Source organism: Streptomyces sp. NPDC048182 (genome assembly GCF_043202555.1).
Lineage (GTDB): Bacteria > Actinomycetota > Actinomycetes > Streptomycetales > Streptomycetaceae > Streptomyces.
Genome location: NZ_JBIDAQ010000001.1, coordinates 30,082 through 47,546 on the forward strand (window position 1 = coordinate 30,082; position 17,465 = coordinate 47,546).

Annotated in this window: 19 protein-coding genes; 15 read left to right on the top strand and 4 right to left on the bottom strand. The window is 74.2% G+C overall.

Annotated elements, in window-relative coordinates; genetic code table 11:
• Positions 1-72 precede the first annotated feature (72 nt).
• Positions 73-1,482, top strand: coding sequence for a type I glutamate--ammonia ligase (glnA, locus tag ACGFZL_RS00150; protein WP_355166839.1), 1,410 nt, complete (start codon positions 73-75; stop codon positions 1,480-1,482).
• 72 nt (positions 1,483-1,554) lie between these two features.
• Here glnA and ACGFZL_RS00155 read toward each other — a convergent pair whose 3' ends face one another.
• Positions 1,555-1,944 (bottom strand): nuclear transport factor 2 family protein, encoded by a 390-nt coding sequence (locus ACGFZL_RS00155; protein ID WP_393687728.1) that lies wholly within the window; start codon positions 1,942-1,944, stop codon positions 1,555-1,557.
• Between the two features lie 227 nt (positions 1,945-2,171).
• On the opposite strand from ACGFZL_RS00155, the gene ACGFZL_RS00160 reads away from it, so the two are divergent.
• Positions 2,172-2,435 carry a hypothetical protein gene (locus tag ACGFZL_RS00160; RefSeq protein WP_393687730.1) on the top strand — a complete coding sequence of 88 codons (264 nt, stop codon included), beginning with the start codon at positions 2,172-2,174 and terminating at the stop codon, positions 2,433-2,435.
• A gap of 3 nt (positions 2,436-2,438) precedes the next feature.
• On the top strand, positions 2,439-3,623 hold the full coding sequence (locus ACGFZL_RS00165; protein ID WP_393687732.1) for a winged helix DNA-binding domain-containing protein: 1,185 nt from the start codon (positions 2,439-2,441) through the stop codon (positions 3,621-3,623).
• 276 nt (positions 3,624-3,899) lie between these two features.
• Here ACGFZL_RS00165 and ACGFZL_RS00170 read toward each other — a convergent pair whose 3' ends face one another.
• Positions 3,900-4,214 (bottom strand): hypothetical protein, encoded by a 315-nt coding sequence (locus tag ACGFZL_RS00170; RefSeq protein WP_355166833.1) that lies wholly within the window; start codon positions 4,212-4,214, stop codon positions 3,900-3,902.
• A gap of 287 nt (positions 4,215-4,501) precedes the next feature.
• Here ACGFZL_RS00170 and glnII point away from each other — a divergent pair, with 287 nt between their 5' ends.
• From glnII to ACGFZL_RS00205, 7 genes are all read left to right on the top strand, one after another.
• On the top strand, positions 4,502-5,533 hold the full coding sequence (gene glnII, locus ACGFZL_RS00175; protein WP_355166831.1) for a glutamine synthetase: 1,032 nt from the start codon (positions 4,502-4,504) through the stop codon (positions 5,531-5,533).
• A gap of 144 nt (positions 5,534-5,677) precedes the next feature.
• Positions 5,678-5,800 carry a hypothetical protein gene (locus ACGFZL_RS00180; protein ID WP_393687735.1) on the top strand — a complete coding sequence of 41 codons (123 nt, stop codon included), beginning with the start codon at positions 5,678-5,680 and terminating at the stop codon, positions 5,798-5,800.
• 131 nt (positions 5,801-5,931) lie between these two features.
• Positions 5,932-6,513 carry a winged helix-turn-helix domain-containing protein gene (locus ACGFZL_RS00185; protein WP_393687737.1) on the top strand — a complete coding sequence of 194 codons (582 nt, stop codon included), beginning with the start codon at positions 5,932-5,934 and terminating at the stop codon, positions 6,511-6,513.
• Between the two features lie 61 nt (positions 6,514-6,574).
• The gene (locus ACGFZL_RS00190) at positions 6,575-7,594 is read left to right on the top strand and encodes an NAD-dependent epimerase/dehydratase family protein (RefSeq protein ID WP_393687739.1); all 1,020 of its coding nucleotides are present in this window, start codon (positions 6,575-6,577) and stop codon (positions 7,592-7,594) included.
• A gap of 51 nt (positions 7,595-7,645) precedes the next feature.
• Positions 7,646-8,953 carry a sensor histidine kinase gene (locus tag ACGFZL_RS00195; RefSeq protein WP_393687740.1) on the top strand — a complete coding sequence of 436 codons (1,308 nt, stop codon included), beginning with the start codon at positions 7,646-7,648 and terminating at the stop codon, positions 8,951-8,953.
• The gene (locus ACGFZL_RS00200; RefSeq protein WP_355166823.1) at positions 8,938-9,591 is read left to right on the top strand and encodes a response regulator transcription factor; all 654 of its coding nucleotides are present in this window, start codon (positions 8,938-8,940) and stop codon (positions 9,589-9,591) included. The genes ACGFZL_RS00195 and ACGFZL_RS00200 overlap by 16 nt, the downstream gene beginning before the upstream one ends.
• Positions 9,592-9,667: 76 nt before the next feature.
• Positions 9,668-11,140, top strand: coding sequence for a DUF1996 domain-containing protein (locus tag ACGFZL_RS00205; protein ID WP_393687742.1), 1,473 nt, complete (start codon positions 9,668-9,670; stop codon positions 11,138-11,140).
• A gap of 64 nt (positions 11,141-11,204) precedes the next feature.
• Here ACGFZL_RS00205 and ACGFZL_RS00210 read toward each other — a convergent pair whose 3' ends face one another.
• Complete coding sequence (locus ACGFZL_RS00210) at positions 11,205-11,606, bottom strand: hypothetical protein (RefSeq protein WP_393687744.1); 402 nt, start codon at positions 11,604-11,606, stop codon at positions 11,205-11,207.
• 95 nt (positions 11,607-11,701) lie between these two features.
• Here ACGFZL_RS00210 and ACGFZL_RS00215 point away from each other — a divergent pair, with 95 nt between their 5' ends.
• The 5 genes from ACGFZL_RS00215 (at position 11,702) to ACGFZL_RS00235 (ending at position 17,038) form a co-directional block, all read left to right on the top strand.
• On the top strand, positions 11,702-12,247 hold the full coding sequence (locus ACGFZL_RS00215) for a tetratricopeptide repeat protein (RefSeq protein ID WP_393687746.1): 546 nt from the start codon (positions 11,702-11,704) through the stop codon (positions 12,245-12,247).
• A gap of 45 nt (positions 12,248-12,292) precedes the next feature.
• Entirely contained in the window at positions 12,293-14,245 is a 1,953-nt protein-coding gene (locus ACGFZL_RS00220; RefSeq protein WP_393687748.1) for a hypothetical protein, read from the top strand.
• Between the two features lie 61 nt (positions 14,246-14,306).
• Positions 14,307-15,218 (top strand): metal-dependent hydrolase, encoded by a 912-nt coding sequence (locus ACGFZL_RS00225; protein WP_393687750.1) that lies wholly within the window; start codon positions 14,307-14,309, stop codon positions 15,216-15,218.
• Entirely contained in the window at positions 15,218-16,303 is a 1,086-nt protein-coding gene (locus ACGFZL_RS00230; RefSeq protein WP_393687752.1) for a PDR/VanB family oxidoreductase, read from the top strand. Before ACGFZL_RS00225 ends, ACGFZL_RS00230 begins: the two co-directional genes overlap by 1 nt.
• 36 nt (positions 16,304-16,339) lie before the next feature.
• Entirely contained in the window at positions 16,340-17,038 is a 699-nt protein-coding gene (locus ACGFZL_RS00235) for a TetR/AcrR family transcriptional regulator (protein WP_355166809.1), read from the top strand.
• A gap of 31 nt (positions 17,039-17,069) precedes the next feature.
• On the opposite strand, the gene ACGFZL_RS00240 is transcribed toward ACGFZL_RS00235, so the two are convergent.
• Complete coding sequence (locus tag ACGFZL_RS00240; RefSeq protein WP_355166807.1) at positions 17,070-17,420, bottom strand: 5-carboxymethyl-2-hydroxymuconate Delta-isomerase; 351 nt, start codon at positions 17,418-17,420, stop codon at positions 17,070-17,072.
• Positions 17,421-17,465 lie beyond the last annotated feature (45 nt).

The window sequence follows — 17,465 nt, forward strand, 5'->3', positions numbered from 1 at the left end:
CGTGTGCCACCCGCACTGGCCGCACGGACGATCTACCACCCCGGCGGGACGGTCGGGAGTAGGAGGAGCTGGATGTTCCAGAACGCCGACGACGCCAAGAAGTACATCGCGGACGAGGAGGTCAAGTTCGTCGACGTCCGCTTCTGCGACCTGCCGGGCGTGATGCAGCACTTCACGCTGCCCGCCGAGGCGTTCGACCCGGACGACGAGCAGGCCTTCGACGGCTCCTCCATCCGCGGCTTCCAGGCCATCCACGAGTCCGACATGGCCCTGCGCCCGGACCTGTCCACCGCGCGGATCGACCCGTTCCGCCGGGACAAGACGCTGAACATCAACTTCTTCATCCACGACCCGATCACCGGCGAGCAGTACTCCCGTGACCCGCGGAACGTGGCGAAGAAGGCCGAGGCGTACCTCGCCTCCACCGGCATCGCCGACACCGCGTACTTCGGCCCCGAGGCCGAGTTCTACGTCTTCGACAGCGTGCGCTTCGCCACCGGCGCGAACGAGAGCTTCTACCACATCGACTCCGAGGCCGGCGCCTGGAACACCGGCAAGGAGGAGAACAACCGCGGCTACAAGGTGCGCTACAAGGGCGGCTACTTCCCCGTCCCGCCGGTCGACCACTTCGCCGACCTGCGCGCCGAGATCTCCCTGGAGCTGGAGCGCTCCGGCCTCAAGGTCGAGCGCCAGCACCACGAGGTGGGCACCGCCGGCCAGGCCGAGATCAACTACAAGTTCAACACGCTGCTCGCCGCCGCGGACGACCTCCAGCTCTTCAAGTACATCGTGAAGAACGTGGCGTGGAAGAACGGCAAGACGGCGACCTTCATGCCGAAGCCGATCTTCGGCGACAACGGCTCGGGCATGCACGTCCACCAGTCGCTGTGGTCGGGCGGCGACCCGCTCTTCTACGACGAGCAGGGCTACGCCGGCCTGTCCGACACCGCCCGCTACTACATCGGCGGCATCCTGCGCCACGCCCCGTCGCTGCTGGCCTTCACCAACCCGACGGTGAACTCCTACCACCGCCTGGTCCCCGGCTTCGAGGCGCCGATCAACCTGGTCTACTCGCAGCGCAACCGCTCCGCCGCGATGCGCATCCCGATCACCGGCTCGAACCCGAAGGCCAAGCGCGTCGAGTTCCGCGCGCCCGACTCCTCCGGCAACCCGTACCTGGCCTTCTCGGCGCTGCTCATGGCCGGCCTGGACGGCATCCGGAACAAGATCGAGCCGGCCGAGCCGATCGACAAGGACCTCTACGAGCTGGCTCCCGAGGAGCACGCGAACGTGGCCCAGGTCCCGACCTCCCTCGGCGCGGTCCTGGACCGCCTGGAGTCCGACCACGAGTTCCTCCTCCAGGGCGACGTCTTCACCCCGGACCTGATCGAGACGTGGATCGACTACAAGCGCGGCAACGAGATCGCCCCGCTCCAGCTCCGCCCGCACCCGCACGAGTTCGAGCTGTACTTCGACGTGTGAGCCGACCCGGCCGACGCCAAGGGCCGCCGCCTCCGGTACCTCCGGAGGCGGCGGCCCTTGCCGTGTGCGGCGTCAGAACATGCCGTTGTCGTTGGCGGCCTGCTTCGGGACGTCCTGGATGACGTCCCAGTGCTCGACGACCTTGCCGTCCGCCAGGCGGAAGTAGTCCGCCAGGGCGCGGCCCGGGTTGTCCGGGTTGCCCGGCTCCAGGTCCAGGTGGGAGTGGGTGACGACCATGTCGCCCTCGGCGATGACGCGCTTGATGTCCAGCCTCAGGTCCGGGTAGTCGCCGCGCAGCCAGCGCACGAAGCCGATGAATGCCTCGGGGCCGTCCTGGGCGTCGGGGTTGTGCTGGACGTAGCGGTCGCCGAAGTGGTCCTTGACCGCCTTCTCCGGGTCGCCGCCGAAGGCGGTCCGGTAGTAGTCGACGACGACCTGCTTGTTGCGCTCCACATCCGACATGAGTTCACCTCTCGGGATGCGATGGGATCGGTTCCCGGGTGGCACTGCGGGGCTCACGGCGGGATCCGCAGCCAGGGGGCTGTGATGTCCTGTCGCGCTTTCAGCGTACGATTTGATGGGTAATGCGGCAAAAGGCCAAGGTCCCGGGTGAGGGTGTCAGAGGGCCTGTGTAGTGTGCGTCCGTTGTTCCGAGACGAGGTCCAGGGGGCGGGGAAATGGGTACGGGCATGCCCGAACAGGGCGACGGTCAGCGTGAGTTCGACCTGAGGTGGGCCGAGGGCGCCGAGCACAAGGAGCCCTCGGCGCGGGCACGGATGCTCGCCGCGCGGTGGAAGGAGAACCCTCCCGGGCCGGTGCCCTTCCGGGCCGAACCGGAGTACGGGAGGGCGTCGGGAAGACGGTCGTCCTGGGTGTCCACCGCCGTGGTGCTCGGCTCGGTGGCGGCGCTGATCGTGCTGCTCGGGTACATCGACTTCCGGGCGCCGTACTAGGCGATGGGTGACGCGCTGAGGCACATCGGGGCGGAGGAGCGGCGGGGGCGGCTAGCCGTGCGGCACCGGCTGGCGGGCGCGGCCCGGGCGGGGAGTCCGGAGGAGGCCGCCGAGGCGCTGGTGGCGCTGCACGGGACGGATCCGGCCGCGGTGCACCTGGCCGTCGCGGCCCGGCTCGCGGACCCGGCCGGGGCGGTGGCGGCGACCGAGCGGGCGCTGTACGAGGACGGCACCCTGGTGCGGATGCACGGCATGCGGCACACCGTGTTCGTCTTCCCGACCGCGCTGACCGCCGTCGTGCACGCCTCCACCGGCCTGACCGTGGCCGCGAAGGAGCGGGCCAAGCTGGTGAAGGACATGGCGGCCGCCGGGGCCCCGGACGCGCGGTGGCTGGCGGAGGTGGAGGCGTCGGTGCTCGCCGCGCTGGCCCGGCGCGGGCAGGCGACGGCGGCCGAGCTGGCCAGGGACGAGCCGCGCCTGAAGGAGCAGTTCGCGTACGCGGCCGGCAAGAGCTACGAGGGCGTGCACACCGTCTCGTCCCGGCTGCTGAGGGTGCTGGGCGTGGAGGGCAAGGTCGTACGGGGCCGGCCGCTCGGCTCCTGGACGTCCAGCCAGTTCCGCTGGGCCGCCGCGCCCCCGCACCCCGAGCTGGACCCCGCCGAGGCGCAGGCCGGGCTGCTCGGCCGGTGGCTCGCGGCGTGCGGGCCCGCCACCGAGGACGACCTCAAGTGGTGGACGGGGTGGCGGGTGACCGAGGTGCGCCGGGCGCTGGCCGCCACCGGCGCGGAGGCCGTCGCGCTGGACGAGGGCGCGGGGTGGGTCGTCGCCGGTGACGCCGGGCCGGCCGCCGCGCCGGACGAGCCGTGGGCGGCGCTGCTGCCCGCCCTCGACCCGACGGCGATGGGCTGGCGGCACCGGGACTGGTACCTGTCCCCTGGACTGCGGCCGGCGCTGTTCGACCGCAGCGGCAACGTGGGGCCGACGGTGTGGTGGGGCGGCCGGGTGATCGGCGGCTGGGCCCAGGCCCCGGACGGCCGGATCGTCTGGCGCCTGCTGGACACCGAGGGCGTCGGACGCGAGGCGGAGGCCGCGATCACCGCACAGGCGGCACGCCTGGCGGCCGTGCTGGGGACGACCCGGGTGACACCCCGCTTCCGGACGCCGCTGGAACGGGAGCTGTCGGCGTAGGGGCGGGCGGCTGGGTCTCGCCCGGGGGCAGCGGACACACGGCCGAGAACCCGCTCACCGGCACGGGCCGCACGCGGCTCGGTCCCGTTCGCTGCCCGTCGGCCGCCGGACGGAGGCCGCGATCAGTCGGCGGTCGGCACACTCGACGGCCACACCGTCAATCTGGCGGAGCTGACGGCGCTGGGGGGCGACCTGCTGGCGGCGGTGCTGCGCTGAGAGGCGGGCGGTGCCGGAGACCGGCGCTGGGCGATCGCCGGCACCGTCGGGGCGCTCCGGTCAGCGCGAGTAGCGCATCAGGGCGCGCACCATGTGGCACGTCGTGTCGGACGGCGGGTGGACGCCGATGGTCAGGGCGGTGCCGCGGATCGTCTCGTTGCGCGCCTGGCCGGGCAGGTAGACGCCGGAGTCGAGCAGGGCGATGGCCAGGCGCATCGCCTTGAGTCGGCGGTTGTGCGTGACGTACCACTCGCGGGGGCGGCCGGGCGGCAGCGGGCGCTTCTCCACGGGCTCGTAGGGCAGGTCGAGCAGGACGGGCCGCCTGGCGGTGGACTGGGTGGGCAGCGGCTTCGGCTTCAGTGCGGCAGCGGGCACGGGCATCCTCCTGTCGCGGTCAGGGCGCCGACCGGACTCCCCGGCGACACCCTCGAACACTGCTTCTATTCTACCCCGGCCCACTGACAATCTCCCCTGGTCACAGGGGCTTTGGGGGTGGTACGGATGGGGCTCGCGGACGCTCCTGTGAGCGCGGCGCGGGGTAACACGGGATTCACATGAGAGCAACGGTCGGGAAATCGCCCGTTGACACACTGCGGCACAGCAACCAGCACAGCATCTGGCACCCGCAAGTGCGCCGAGAGACACCCGAAGGATGTGGCCCCGTGGCCTTCAAGGCTGAGTACATCTGGATCGACGGCACCGAGCCGACGGCGAAGCTCCGCTCCAAGACGAAGATCATCACGGACGCCCCGGCCGGACTCGACGCGCTGCCGATCTGGGGCTTCGACGGCTCCTCCACCAACCAGGCCGAGGGCAGTTCCTCGGACTGCGTGCTGAAGCCGGTCTTCTCCTGCCCGGACCCGATCCGCGGCGGCGAGGACGTCCTGGTGATGTGCGAGGTGCTCGACACCGACTTCACCCCGCATCCCAGCAACACCCGCGCCGCGCTGGCCGAGGTGGCGGGCCGGTTCGCCGCGCAGGAGCCGATCTTCGGCATCGAGCAGGAGTACACCTTCTTCAAGGGCTCCCGCCCGCTCGGCTTCCCCGAGGGCGGCTTCCCGGCCGCGCAGGGCGGCTACTACTGCGGCGTCGGCTCGGACGAGATCTTCGGCCGCGACGTGGTCGAGGCCCACCTGGAGAACTGCCTGAAGGCGGGCCTCGGCATCTCCGGCATCAACGCCGAGGTCATGCCCGGGCAGTGGGAGTTCCAGGTCGGCCCGCTGGCCCCGCTGGAGGTCTCCGACCAGCTGTGGGTGGCGCGTTGGCTGCTCTACCGCACCGCCGAGGACTTCGGCGTCTCCGCCACCCTGGACCCCAAGCCGGTCAAGGGCGACTGGAACGGCGCGGGCGCGCACACCAACTTCTCCACCAAGGCGATGCGCGAGGGCTACGAGGCGATCATCACCGCCGCCGAGTCCCTCGGCGAGGGCTCCAAGCCGCTGGACCACGTCAAGAACTACGGCGCCGGCATCGACGACCGCCTCACCGGCCTGCACGAGACCGCGCCGTGGAACGAGTACTCGTACGGCGTCTCCAACCGCGGTGCCTCGGTGCGCATCCCGTGGCAGGTGGAGAAGGACGGCAAGGGCTACATCGAGGACCGCCGGCCCAACGCCAACGTCGACCCGTACGTGGTGACCCGCCTGCTGGTGGAGACCTGCTGCGCGGCGCTGGAGAAGGCCGGCCAGGTCTGAGCCACGTCCCCGGGCTTTCGAAGGGCGTCCACCCTCGCGGTGGGCGCCCTTCGCGCTGCCCCGGAGGTCGGTTTCCGGCCACGGCGGCGTCCACGCAGTGAGAGCGGTCTGCTGTGCGGGGCCGGCGTCTGCTTCAATGGCCCCATGGCCAGCTTCCGGAAGTCCGCAGCGACGGGTCGCCTTGACCTGGAGCCCTTCTGGCCGTCCCGTCAGCACCACGACTTCGACCGGGTGTGTTGCCGCGCGCTGATCGCGCCGGCCCGCTAGGCAGCCGTACCCACCCGGCCCTTCGCCCCACGGCGCGCACGACGTACGTCCCCGCGACGCGCCGCCGATCCTCTCTTCCCGCGGCCGTCGCCCCTCCCGGCGAACCTCTCGCGCGAAAGAGCTGACGTCTCATGGCGACCACCCGATCCCTCTCCCCCGTCCCTCCCTCCCCCGTGCCGCCCCGGCAGCGCCTGCGCGCCGTCGACCAGGACGAGGTCGCGCACCCGGACGTGGCGGGCCTGCTGCCGCCGGGCGCGACCTGGCTGCCCGCGCCCGCGCACGCCCTCCCGGCGCTGCCCGGCCGCCCGCCGATGGTCGGCTACCTGCTGCTCGTCCCCGCCGACCAGCAGCAGCCGTTCGCCCCGGTGACGGCGGTCCCCGAGCCGGCGGAGCCCGAGGAGCCGGCCGCCACCGACGGCGACGCCCTCGTGCGCATCGACGCCGCCCGGCGCACCGCCTCCGTCGACGGGCGCGAACTCGACCTCACGTACCTGGAGTTCGAACTGCTCGCCCACCTCGTCGCGCACCCGCACCGGGTGCACACCCGCGACCAGCTGGTCACCACGGTGTGGGGCTACGGCCATGTGGGCGACGGCCGCACCGTCGACGTGCACGTGGCCCGGCTGCGGCGCAAGCTGGGCGCCGCCCACCGGGGGGCGATCACCACCGTGCGGCGGGTCGGCTACAAGTACACGCCCCCGCGCGCGGACTGACGCCTCTGCCCTCGGCAGATCCGCTCCCCCCGGCGGCCCCGCGTCCGGCACAGTGGCCGGCATGAGGCTACTGGTGCTGGGCGGTACGGAGTTCGTGGGGCGGGCCGTGGTGGAGGCGGCGCTCGGGCGCGGCTGGGAGGTGACCGTCTTCCACCGCGGCCGGCACGCCCCGCCGCCGGGCGCGCGGTCGCTGCACGGCGACCGCACCGCCGGCGACGGCCTCGCCGCGCTGGCCGAGGGCACCTGGGACGCGGTCGTGGACACCTGGTCGGCGGCGCCCCGGGCCGTGGACGCGACGGCCCGCCTGCTGCGCGGCCGGGCCGGGCGGTACGCCTACGTCTCCAGCCGGTCGGTGTACCGCTGGCCCTGGCCGGCCGGCGCCGGCGAGGACACCCCGCTGGTCGAGGGCGCGGCGGCCGACGCCGAGGCGACGGAGTACGCGAAGGACAAGCGCGGCGGCGAGCTGGCCGCCGTCGGCGCCTTCGGCGCGGCGGGCTCCCTGCTGGTACGGGCGGGCCTGATCCTCGGCCCGTACGAGAACGTCGGCCGGCTGCCCTGGTGGCTGACCCGCATCGCCCGCGGCGGCCCGGTCCTGGCCCCGGGCCCGCGCGACCTGCCGATCCAGTACATCGACGTACGCGACCTCGCCGACTGGCTGCTCGGCGCGCTGGAGCAGAAACTGAGCGGGCCGTACAACCTGGTCAGCCCGGCCGGCCACGCCACCATGGGCGAGCTGCTCGACACGTGCGTGGCCGCCACCGGCGCCGACGCGGACCTGCGCTGGACCGACCCGCAGCCGATCCTGGACGCCGGGGTCGAGCCGTGGACCGAGCTGCCGGTGTGGGTGCCGCCGGGCGGCGAGATGTACGACGCCGTGCACCGCGCGGACGTCTCGCGGGCGCTGGCGACGGGCCTGGTGTGCCGGCCGGCCGCCGAGACGGTGGCCGACACCTGGCGGTGGCTGACGGAGATCGGCGGAGTGGCGCCGCAGCGCCCCGACCGGACCCTCAAGGGCGTCGACCCGGAGACCGAGGCGAAGATCCTTGCGGCCGGCGGGGGTGTACCTGGCACCACCCCCTGACCGGGGGGTCGGGCCAGTGACCCGGCCGGGCGCCTGCCCGAGACTGTCGGCATGGATCTCAGAGACGGTACGGACCTGGCGGCGAAGCGGCGGGACCCGGACGGCGGGACGGTGCGGGCCCGGCTGCGGGCCACGGCGACGGCGGCCGGCCGGGCCTTCGTGCTGACGCTGGTCGGCCTGCCGGTGTCGGTGGTGTGCTTCTGCCTGTCCGTGGTGTCCATCGCCCTCGTCCCGATCGGCGTCGGCATCGTCACCACCCCGCTCGTCCTGGACCGGGTGCGCGCCTTCGCCAACCGGCGGCGGCTGCTCGCGGCCCGCTGGGGCGGGGTGCGGATCCCCCCGGCCTACCGGCCGCTGCCGGCCGACGCCAACCCGTGGGCCCGCACCTTCGGCATGCTCCGCGACCCGGCGACCTGGCGGGACCTGCGGTGGCTGCTCGCCGACATGACGGCGGGATTCGTGACCGCCGTGCTGACCTGGGCCCTGGCGCTCTACCCACTGGAGGGGTTCGCCATCGCCGTCGCGCTGTGGCGGGTGCTGCCCGACGGCTACTGGTACGGCTTCGTGCACGTGACCGGGCAGGCGTCCGCGCTCGGCGCCGCCGCCCTGGGGGCCGCGCTGCTGGTCGCCGCCCAGTGGCTGACCCCGCTGCTGCTGCGGGCCCACTTCCGGCTGACCGCCGCCGCCCTCGGGCCGAACGCCGGTGAACTGGCCGAGCGGGTACGGGTGCTGACCGAGACCCGGCGGGACGCGGTGGACACCTCCGCCGCCGAACTGCGCCGCATCGAACGGGACCTGCACGACGGGGCGCAGGCCCGCCTGGTGGCCATGGGCATGGACCTCGGGACGATCGAGGCCCTGATCGAGAAGGACCCGGCCAAGGCCCGGGAGCTGCTCGCGCAGGCCCGGCGGTCCTCCGCCGACGCCCTGGCCGAGCTGCGCGACCTGGTGCGCGGCATCCACCCGCCCGTGCTCGCCGAGCGCGGCCTCGGCGACGCCGTTCGAGCCCTCGCGCTGCGGCTGCCGGTGCCGGTCGACGTGGCCGTGGACCTGCCGGGGCGGCCGGAGGCGCCGGTCGAGTCGGCGGCGTACTTCGCGGTCAGCGAGGTCCTCACCAACGCGGTGAAGCACTCGGGGGCCGACCGGATCTGGGTCGACGTGCACCACGAGCCGGCGGGCGGCGGGCGGCTGCGGGTCACGGTGACCGACAACGGCGGGGGCGGGGCGGTGCTCGGGGCGGGCTCGGGGCTGACCGGCGTGGAGCGGCGACTGGGTACATTCGACGGCGTCCTGGCCGTCAGTTCGCCCGCGGGCGGCCCCACCCTGGTCACCGTGGAGATCCCTTGCGCGTTGTCCTAGCCGAAGACCTCTTCCTGCTGCGCGACGGTCTGGTCCGGCTCCTGGAGGCCCACGACTTCGAGATCGCCGCGGCCGTGGAGAGCGGCCCCGAGCTGTCCCGGGCGCTGGCCGAACTGGCGCCGGACGTCGCCGTGGTGGACGTACGGCTGCCGCCCACGCACACCGACGAGGGCCTCCAGTGCGCCCTGGAGGCCCGCCGGCGCCGCCCCGGACTGCCGGTCCTGGTGCTCTCCCAGCACGTGGAGCAGCTCTACGCGCGGGAGTTGCTGGCCGACGGCAGCGGCGGGGTGGGGTACCTGCTGAAGGACCGGGTGTTCGACGCGGAGCAGTTCGTGGACGCCGTACGGCGGGTGGCGGCGGGCGGCACGGCGATGGACCCGCAGGTCATCCAGCAGCTGCTGTCCCGGCGGGCGGCGGCGGACCAGCCCCTTGAGCGGCTGACACCCCGGGAGCTGGAAGTCCTGGAGCTGATGGCGCAGGGGCGGACCAACGCGGCTATCGCCGGGAAGCTGGTCGTCACCGAGCGGGCGGTGGCCAAGCACACCGCGAACATCTTCGCCAAGCTGAGCCTGGAGGTCTCGGACGACGACAACCGGCGGGTGCTGGCGGTCCTCGCCTACCTGGACCGCGGTCGCTGAGCCCCGGCCGTCCCGCCGGCCCCCTGAATCACGGCGCGCGTTGAACACCCGTGGGGGCGCCCGCGTATGGACTCCCATGGGACGCGACACGAGACGCAACACGAGACGGCGCCGTGCGCCGCTGGCGACCAGGATGATCGCCGGGGCGGCGGCCCTGGCCGTCGGCGGGGGCGGGCTGCTGTGGGCCGACTTCCACGCCTCGGCGCACGAGCCGGGCGGCGGGGCCCACGGCCGCACCACGGCGGCGGCCGGCACACCGGTCGCCACCATCAAGTGCCCGGACGTGGGCCAATGGCTGCGGAACGTGCCGCGCGGGGCGCGGGCCGGCGTGGACAGGGAACTGGCCGTCCTGGACCGGCAGATCACCGAGGCGTACGCCCGGCTCGCGGCGACCCGCGGCGCGCAGGCGGGTGACGCGGCGTACGTCCAGAACGCGATTCTCGGGCCGCTGAAGTCCCGGCGGACCGCGTCCCTGGACCGGATCGGCGTCAACTTCCGCCGTGTGGGCGGCAGCACGCCGGGCTGGCTGGGCCGGCTCGCCGGATGCAAGGGGATGCCGGCGGGACGTCCGGACAGCGGCGGCGGCGCCGGTACCGGAGGTGGAGCCGGAAGCGGTGCCGGTGCCGCCGGGCCGGTCGCCGCCGACTTCGTCGACATCAAGAAGGTCCCGCCGAACTCCCGCGGCGCCGCCAACGGCCTGGCCGCGAACGGCGACACCGGCTCGACGGGCTCCTTCACCACGGCCTGCGGCGTGAACGGCAACAAGCTCCACAACAGCGACAACATCATCGTCGCCCCCGGCGTCGACAACGGCGCCCACCACACCCACGACTACGTCGGCAACCAGGACAACGACGCCTTCTCCAGCGACCAGGACCTGGCGAACGCGGACACCACGTGCCGGAACCGGGCCGACCGCTCCACCTACTACTGGCCGGTGCTGCGCCTCCAGGACGGCACCAAGGAGTTCGACGCCGGCGACCTGGGCGGCGGCGCCGAGGGCAACGTCGGCCGGATCCTCAGGGCGAGCCAGGCGCAGATCAGGTTCGTCGGGAACAAGCGCGGCGACGTGGTGGCGATGCCCAGGTTCCTGCGCGTCATCACCGGCGACGCCAAGGCATTCACCAACGGCGTCGCGAACGCCAACAGCTCCTTCAGCTGCACCGGCTTCGAGGACCGGCAGGTGACCGACAAGTACGTGCTGTGCCCCCGGGGCAGCAAGGTGGTGCGCACGGCCAACTTCCAGAGCTGCTGGGACGGCCGCAACATCGACAGCGCCAACCACCGCGACCACGTGGCCTTCGTGCAGCCGGACGGCAGCTGCCCGAACGGCTTCCAGGCAATCCCGCAGCTCCAGATCCGCCTGGTGTACGCCGTGCCGGCGCCGAAGGTCGCGGGCGGCCGGGTGCGCGCCCCGTACGCCGTGGACGGCTTCCCGGAGCAGCTGCACAAGCCGGTCACCGACCACAACGACTTCATCAACGTGATGGACGAGGACCTGATGAACCGGGTCGTGGAGTGCGTGAACAGCGGCAAGGACTGCCGCTAGACCGGCACACGGCGAGGGGCCGGCGGCGGGATGTCACGCCGCCGGCCCCTCGCCGTGCCGCCGCTCAGCCCCCGTGATGACCCCCGTGGTCGGCGCCCCGCTCGAGCGTGCCGCCGAGCCGCCCGCGCAGCCCGGCCACGACGTCCTGGTGGCCGACGGCGACCCACTTGGGGCCGACCAGGTAGTAACCGCCGTAGTCCTCGGCCGTGTCGATCCAGTCGCGCTGTCCGCGGTCGGTGGCGAAGGTGGCCAGCACGTACGTCTCGGCGCCCCGCCGGCAGAGTGCCTGCCGGATGGTGTCGGCGTCCGTCTGCATGTCCGGCTCGCAGCGCGCCCGCGCGGCCAGGTGCTCCAGGCTGCCGGTCGCCGTGGCCGGCATGGCCGCGTGCCCGTCGCCGTGCGACCCGGCCCCGCAACCGGTGAGGACCAGTGCCGCCAGCGCCAGGGTCGGTCGGGTCAGCCTCATGTGTTCCTCCGGTCCGTCCGAACCCCGGGGCGGGGCTCCCGTACTCGATACGGGCACGGGCGGCGCAGCGCTCAGGCGCGGTCGCGGGAAAGGGGATGACCTCGGTGCGCTCTCCGTGTGAGAGTGGCGCCGTGGATCAGGACTGGGAAGACCGTGTGAACGCCGCCTGGGCGACCTTCGACGACTACGCCGAGGAGGACGCCGGGCAGTTCCGCGCCGTCATCGACGCGCTGGCCGGCGAGCTGCCCCCGGACAGCCCGCTCGGCGCCTTCGAGCGGGCCTGCGCGTGGGACTCCACCGGGCACTCGGACAAGGCGGTGCCGCTGTACCGGGCGGCGCTGGCGGCCGGTCTGAGCGAGGCCAGCGGCTACAAGGGCCGCCGGGCCAAGATCCAGCTGTCCAGCTCGCTGCGCAACACCGGGCATCCGGAGGAGGGCGTGGCCCTGCTGTCGCCGGAACTGGTCGCTCCGTCGGACGAGTTGGACGACGCCGTACGGGCCTGTCTCGCCCTGTGCCTGTCCGGCCTCGGCCGGGACCGGGAGGGCCTGTCCCTGGTGCTCGGCGCGCTGGCGCCCCATCTCCCGCGCTACCAGCGCTCGATGGCCAACTACGCCCGGGCGCTGGTCGAGCCGGCGGAGTGAGCCGGGCGGCGGTGACCTGAGGCGGGTTCGCTCGTTGCGCTGGACGTGCAGCCACAGGATGTCGCCCCGCGCCCCGCCTCAAGCCCCGCCACCGGTACCGGTTTCACCCCCGGCGCCGATCCGGTCGTCGACGTCGAGCAGGCCGAGGCCGCGCTCGTCGAGCACTATCCGCGCCTGGTGCGGCTCGCCTACCTGGTGTTGCCGTCGGACCTCGGCCGCAGCCGCCGCGTCCTGACCGCCCACGCCCTCACCCAGCGCGCGCTGCCGAGGAACCGCACGACCACCCCCGTGATCCCCGCCCAGGGCGGCGGCCGGGAGGGCGACCCCGGGTACGCGCTGATCCGCCTGCGGGTGGTGCGCACCGCCCTGGAGGCGGGCCGGCCGCTGCGCCGCCGGGGGCTGCCGCGGCGCTCCCAGTTGCCGCCTGCGCTGCCCCGGGTGTGGGGCCTGAAGCTCTTCCCGCGCAGCGGCGGCGCCGAGGAACTCGCCCTCGACCAGCACCTGTCGGCCCTGTCCGGGCCCGGCCGGGCGGCGTACGTGCTGCGCGGCCTGGAGCGGCTGCCCGACGAGGAGGTCCGGCAGGTGCTCTCGGCCGCCGGCGCCGCCGACCCGGGCGCGGCCCTCGCCGAGGCCGACGAGGTGCCCGAGGCGCACGCGCTGCTCGCCTCGCCGGAGTTCGACCCCTGCGCGCTGCAGGCCAGGCCGACCGACCTGATGCGGCGCCGCCAGCACACCAGGGCCGCCCTGGTGGCGGGGGCCGCCCTGGTGGTGTGCGGGGCGCTGCTCGGGCTGCCCGGCGGGGACGGCTGGGGTCCGGACGGCGCGGCGGCCCCGCCGTACGCGGAGAACGCCGCCGCCGAGGCCGCCCTCGACCCGGGCCGGCTGGTCGAGGCCGCGCCCGGCGCGTGGAAGACCTCCGCGCGCACCGACTTCTCCGTGTGGCCGGCCCGCGGCGGCCTCACCGGCGACGACGAGTTGCTGCGCCGGGCCCTCGCGGTGTGGGCCCGCCCCGGCGAGACCGTACGGCTGTCCGCGACGCCCGGCACCCAGACCGGCGGCCCGGCCGGACCGCCGCAGCTCCTCTTCGCCGGGGAGGTGGACAGCGCGCGGGTGGTGATCCTCACCGACGGCCTGCGCATCGCCCGCTACGCCGAGCCGAAGGACGGCACGGCGGGCGCGGCCCTGGACTTCGCGCGGGCCGACGGGGCGGGGCGGGCCGAGGCGGGCGCGCTGGTCCTAGGCCGCGCCGACGGCAACGTGCGCTATCTGACCGCCCCTTGGGTGACGAAGGCCGCCGAGCGCGACCTGGCGAAGCCGGGTGCCGGCGCCATGGACCTGGACCTCACCGACGGCGTCACCGCGCCGCTGGCCGGCCCGGTGCGGGAGCAGCCGGGCGCGTGCGCCTCGTGGAACGTCCTCGAGCTGACCGACGGTTCGCGCACCCGGCTGATGACCGACCTCGGCGAGCTGGTGCCGGCCCGCCTGACCGCCGGGCGTCCCGGCTCGGCGAAGGACGTCTCCGGCGCGGCGGCGCTGCGCACCTGGGCGCCGTACGCCTGCTCGCTGGGGAGCGTGCGCGGGCAGGGCGTACGGAGCGTGAACGCCTGGCAGTTCGCCGAGCAGCCGCTGCCCGACGCGAGCGGGACGGCGTCCTGGGTGTGCACGCGGGCGGAGACCTGGCGCGGCGACGGACCGGTGGTGCAGGCGCAGTTCCAGACGCCCGGCGGGCGGTACGGCGCGGTGGCGGCGCGGGCGCAGGACGGGCCGGCCTGCGGGCCGCGCGATCCGCAGGTGCTCGCCGGGGTGCTGTGGAAGTCGCAGGGCGGCCACTGGTACCTGCTCGCCGCCGCGGGCCGGGGCACGGAGTCGTTGAAGGCCTCGGGCGGGGTGAACGCCTCCGGCGAGGGGCGGCTGCTGACCGCGAAGGCCGAGCAGGGCGCGCGGGCGGAGCTGACGGGGCGGCTGGCGGACGGGAAGACGATCAGCGGCCTGCGGTGACGCGCGGGTTCCCCGGATCCGAGGGGTTCCCCGGAGCCGTACCCGTCAGTACATTGACGCCATGTCTAATACGCAGGCCCGGCAGCCCCGGCCGGTGGAGTCCGAGCGGATACCGCTCAAGGCGCGGAAGGTGTCCTTCGCCTGGGAGGACACCCCGCTGCACTGGGTGCCGGGGGACCCGTTCACCACGCACACCATCAACGTGCTGCACCTGCTGCTGCCGGCCGGCGAGCGCTGGTTCGTGCACGTGTACAAGCAGGTGCTGCCGCTCATCCGGGACGAGCGGCTGCGCGAGGACGTGGTCGGCTTCATCGGCCAGGAGGCGATGCACTCCCAGGCCCACGACGAGGTGCTGCCGCACCTGCGCGAGCAGGGCCTCGACCCGACGCCGTACACCGCGCAGGTGGACTGGCTGTTCGAGAAGCTGCTGGGCGACCGCACCCTGCCGCCGGGCAGGGCGCGCCACTGGTGGCTGATGGAGCGGGTGGCGCTGATCGCGGCCATCGAGCACTACACGGCGTTCCTCGGCGACTGGGTGCTCAACGCCGAGGCGCTCGACCGGCGGGGCGCCGACCCGACCATGCTGGACCTGCTGCGCTGGCACGGCGCGGAGGAGGTCGAGCACCGCTCGGTCGCCTTCGAGCTGTTCCAGCACGTGGACGGCGGATACGCGCGGCGGGCGCGGACCTGGGCGACGGCGTTCGCGGCGCTGGTGTTCCTGTGGCAGCGCGGGTCCCGCTTCTTCATGGCCAACGACCCGACGCTCACCGACGGCCGGGCCTCCTTCCGGGACTTCCACCGGCGTGGCCGCAGCGGCCTGCTGCCCTCGACGGGTGCGGTGGCCCGCTCGATCCCGCGCTATCTGAACCGTGCCTACCACCCCTCCCAGGAGGGTTCCACCGAGCAGGCCGTCGCCTACCTGGCGGCCTCTCCCGCCGCCCGCGCGGCCGAGGCCGCCGAGGAGCGGGCGTGATGCCGCGCGGGCGGACGGTGGCCGCCGTGGCCGGCGCCGGTGCCGCCCTCGTCGTCCGGCGGGCGCTGCGGCGCCGGATCCAGGCGTCGCCCCTGTGGCCGCTGCCCGCCCTCGACCCGCCGGTCTCCGGGCGACCCCGCTCGCGCGCCCTGCGCCTGCTGGTGACCGCGCGCGAGGAGGTCGCCGACGGCGTGGTGCGGCTCCGCCTGGAGGGCCACGACCTGCCGCGCTGGGAGCCGGGGGCGCACCTGGACCTGGTCCTCCCCTCGGGCCTGGTGCGCCAGTACTCCCTGTGCGGCGACCCGGAGGACACCTCCTCCTACACGGTGGCGACCCGGCTGGCCGCGGCCGGGCGGGGCGGCTCGCGCGAGGTGCACGAGCAGGTGCGGGAGGGCATGGAGCTGGAGGTCCGCGGCCCGCGCAACCGCTTCCCCCTCGTCGACGCCCCCGGCTACCTCTTCGTGGCCGGCGGCATCGGCATCACCCCGGTCCTGCCGATGCTGCGCGCCCTGCCGCGCGGCACCGAGTGGCGACTGCTGTACGGGGGCCGATCCCGCGCCTCGATGCCGTTCCTGGAGGAGCTGGCGAAGCTGGACCCGGAGCGGGAGCGGGTCACGGTCGTCGCCGAGGACGAGGCCGGGCTGCCCGACCTGGACGCCTTCCTCACCGGAGCCGGAACCGGGACCGGGACCGGACTCCCGGCAGGTACCGCCGTGTACTGCTGTGGCCCCCAGGGCCTGATGGACGCCGTCGAGGCGCGGCTGCCCGAGGACACGCCGCTGCACCTGGAGCGGTTCGCGCCGCGCGTCTCGGCGGACGGCGAGGTGGAGTTCGAGGTCGAGCTGCGGCGCAGCGGGCGCACGCTCACCGTGCCGCCCGACGGCTCGGTCCTCGCCGCGGTGCGCGCCGCGCTGCCGGGCACGCCGTACTCCTGCGAGCAGGGCTGGTGCGGGACGTGCCAACAGCGGGTGGTGGAGGGCGAGATCGATCACCGGGACGAGCTGCTGACGGACGCCGAGCGGGCCGACTCGATGCTGATCTGCGTCTCGCGGGCGCGCGGCGGGCGGCTGGTGCTGGACATGTGAACCGGCGGGGCGAGAGCCGCTCGGTAAGGTGTTCGTATGACTACCGGGGTACGCCGGCGCATGGGCGTCGAGGAGCGGCGGCAGCAGTTGATCGGCGTCGCGCTCGACCTGTTCAGCCGCCGCTCGCCGGACGAGGTCTCCATCGACGAGATAGCCTCGGCGGCGGGCATCTCGCGCCCGCTGGTCTACCACTACTTCCCCGGCAAACTCAGCCTGTACGAGGCCGCGTTGCAGCGCGCCTCGGATGACCTGGCGGCCCGGTTCGTGGAGCCCGCCGAGGGGCCGCTCGGGACGCGGCTGCTGCGCGTGATGGCCCGGTACTTCGACTTCGTGGACGAGCACGGCCCCGGCTTCGCCGCCCTGATGCGCGGCGGCCCGGCGGTGGGCTCATCGACCACCAACGCGCTGGTCGACTCGGTCCGGCAGGCCGCCTACGTGCAGATCCTGTCCCACCTGGGCGTCACCGACCCGCCGGCCCGCCTGGAGCTGGTGGTCCGCTCCTGGATCTCGCTGGCCGAGTCGACCGCCCTGATCTGGCTGGACGGCCGCCGCATCCCGCGCGCCGAGCTGGAGGCCCAGCTCGTGCACGACTTCGCGGCCCTGACGGCGGTCAGCGCCGCCTACGACGCGGAGATGGCGTCCCTGGTCCGCCGCCTCATCGCCGACGAGCCGGCCGACGGCCCGTTCGGGGACCTGGTCGGCCGGCTGGTCACGCTGGCGGAGCCGCGGGGCTGACGCGGGCGCGGGTCGCGGCGATCCAGCGCGGTCACGCGCTCCGGTACGACGGGTCGAGGTCCCGGACCTCGGCGGAGACGTGCAGGGTGGTGCCCGCGGCCGGGACGGCGTACCGGCGCAGCAGCTCCAGGGTGGTCTCGGCGAGCCGGTTCCGCGTCTCCTCCGTGCGGCCGGCCAGCAGGCCAAGGGTGACGTGGACGACGGCGTGGCCCTCGGCGTCGGGGCCGACGACCGTGTCCTCGGCCCGGCGGAACTGCGTCTTGCAGGCCGCGGGCCGGGCGGCGGCGATCTCGACCACGGCCGTGTGCAGGGCGCCCGCGAACGCGGGGCGGTCGAAGCCGTCCGCCAGTTCGGCGGAGTAGTCGACGGTGATCTGCGGCATGGGCCCTCCCGTTGCGTGCACAGCCGTGCGTGAACAGCAGGGCCC

Coding starts and splice junctions, on each gene's coding strand:
- glnA (WP_355166839.1), top strand. CDS start 73: ATGTTCCAGAACGCCGACGACGCCAAGAAGTACATCGCGGACGAGGAG.
- ACGFZL_RS00155 (WP_393687728.1), bottom strand. CDS start 1,944: ATGTCGGATGTGGAGCGCAACAAGCAGGTCGTCGTCGACTACTACCGG.
- ACGFZL_RS00160 (WP_393687730.1), top strand. CDS start 2,172: ATGCCCGAACAGGGCGACGGTCAGCGTGAGTTCGACCTGAGGTGGGCC.
- ACGFZL_RS00165 (WP_393687732.1), top strand. CDS start 2,439: ATGGGTGACGCGCTGAGGCACATCGGGGCGGAGGAGCGGCGGGGGCGG.
- ACGFZL_RS00180 (WP_393687735.1), top strand. CDS start 5,678: ATGGCCAGCTTCCGGAAGTCCGCAGCGACGGGTCGCCTTGACCTGGAG.
- ACGFZL_RS00185 (WP_393687737.1), top strand. CDS start 5,932: ATGGCGACCACCCGATCCCTCTCCCCCGTCCCTCCCTCCCCCGTGCCG.
- ACGFZL_RS00190 (WP_393687739.1), top strand. CDS start 6,575: ATGAGGCTACTGGTGCTGGGCGGTACGGAGTTCGTGGGGCGGGCCGTG.
- ACGFZL_RS00195 (WP_393687740.1), top strand. CDS start 7,646: ATGGATCTCAGAGACGGTACGGACCTGGCGGCGAAGCGGCGGGACCCG.
- ACGFZL_RS00205 (WP_393687742.1), top strand. CDS start 9,668: ATGGGACGCGACACGAGACGCAACACGAGACGGCGCCGTGCGCCGCTG.
- ACGFZL_RS00210 (WP_393687744.1), bottom strand. CDS start 11,606: ATGAGGCTGACCCGACCGACCCTGGCGCTGGCGGCACTGGTCCTCACC.
- ACGFZL_RS00215 (WP_393687746.1), top strand. CDS start 11,702: ATGACCTCGGTGCGCTCTCCGTGTGAGAGTGGCGCCGTGGATCAGGAC.
- ACGFZL_RS00225 (WP_393687750.1), top strand. CDS start 14,307: ATGTCTAATACGCAGGCCCGGCAGCCCCGGCCGGTGGAGTCCGAGCGG.
- ACGFZL_RS00230 (WP_393687752.1), top strand. CDS start 15,218: ATGCCGCGCGGGCGGACGGTGGCCGCCGTGGCCGGCGCCGGTGCCGCC.
- ACGFZL_RS00235 (WP_355166809.1), top strand. CDS start 16,340: ATGACTACCGGGGTACGCCGGCGCATGGGCGTCGAGGAGCGGCGGCAG.
- ACGFZL_RS00240 (WP_355166807.1), bottom strand. CDS start 17,420: ATGCCGCAGATCACCGTCGACTACTCCGCCGAACTGGCGGACGGCTTC.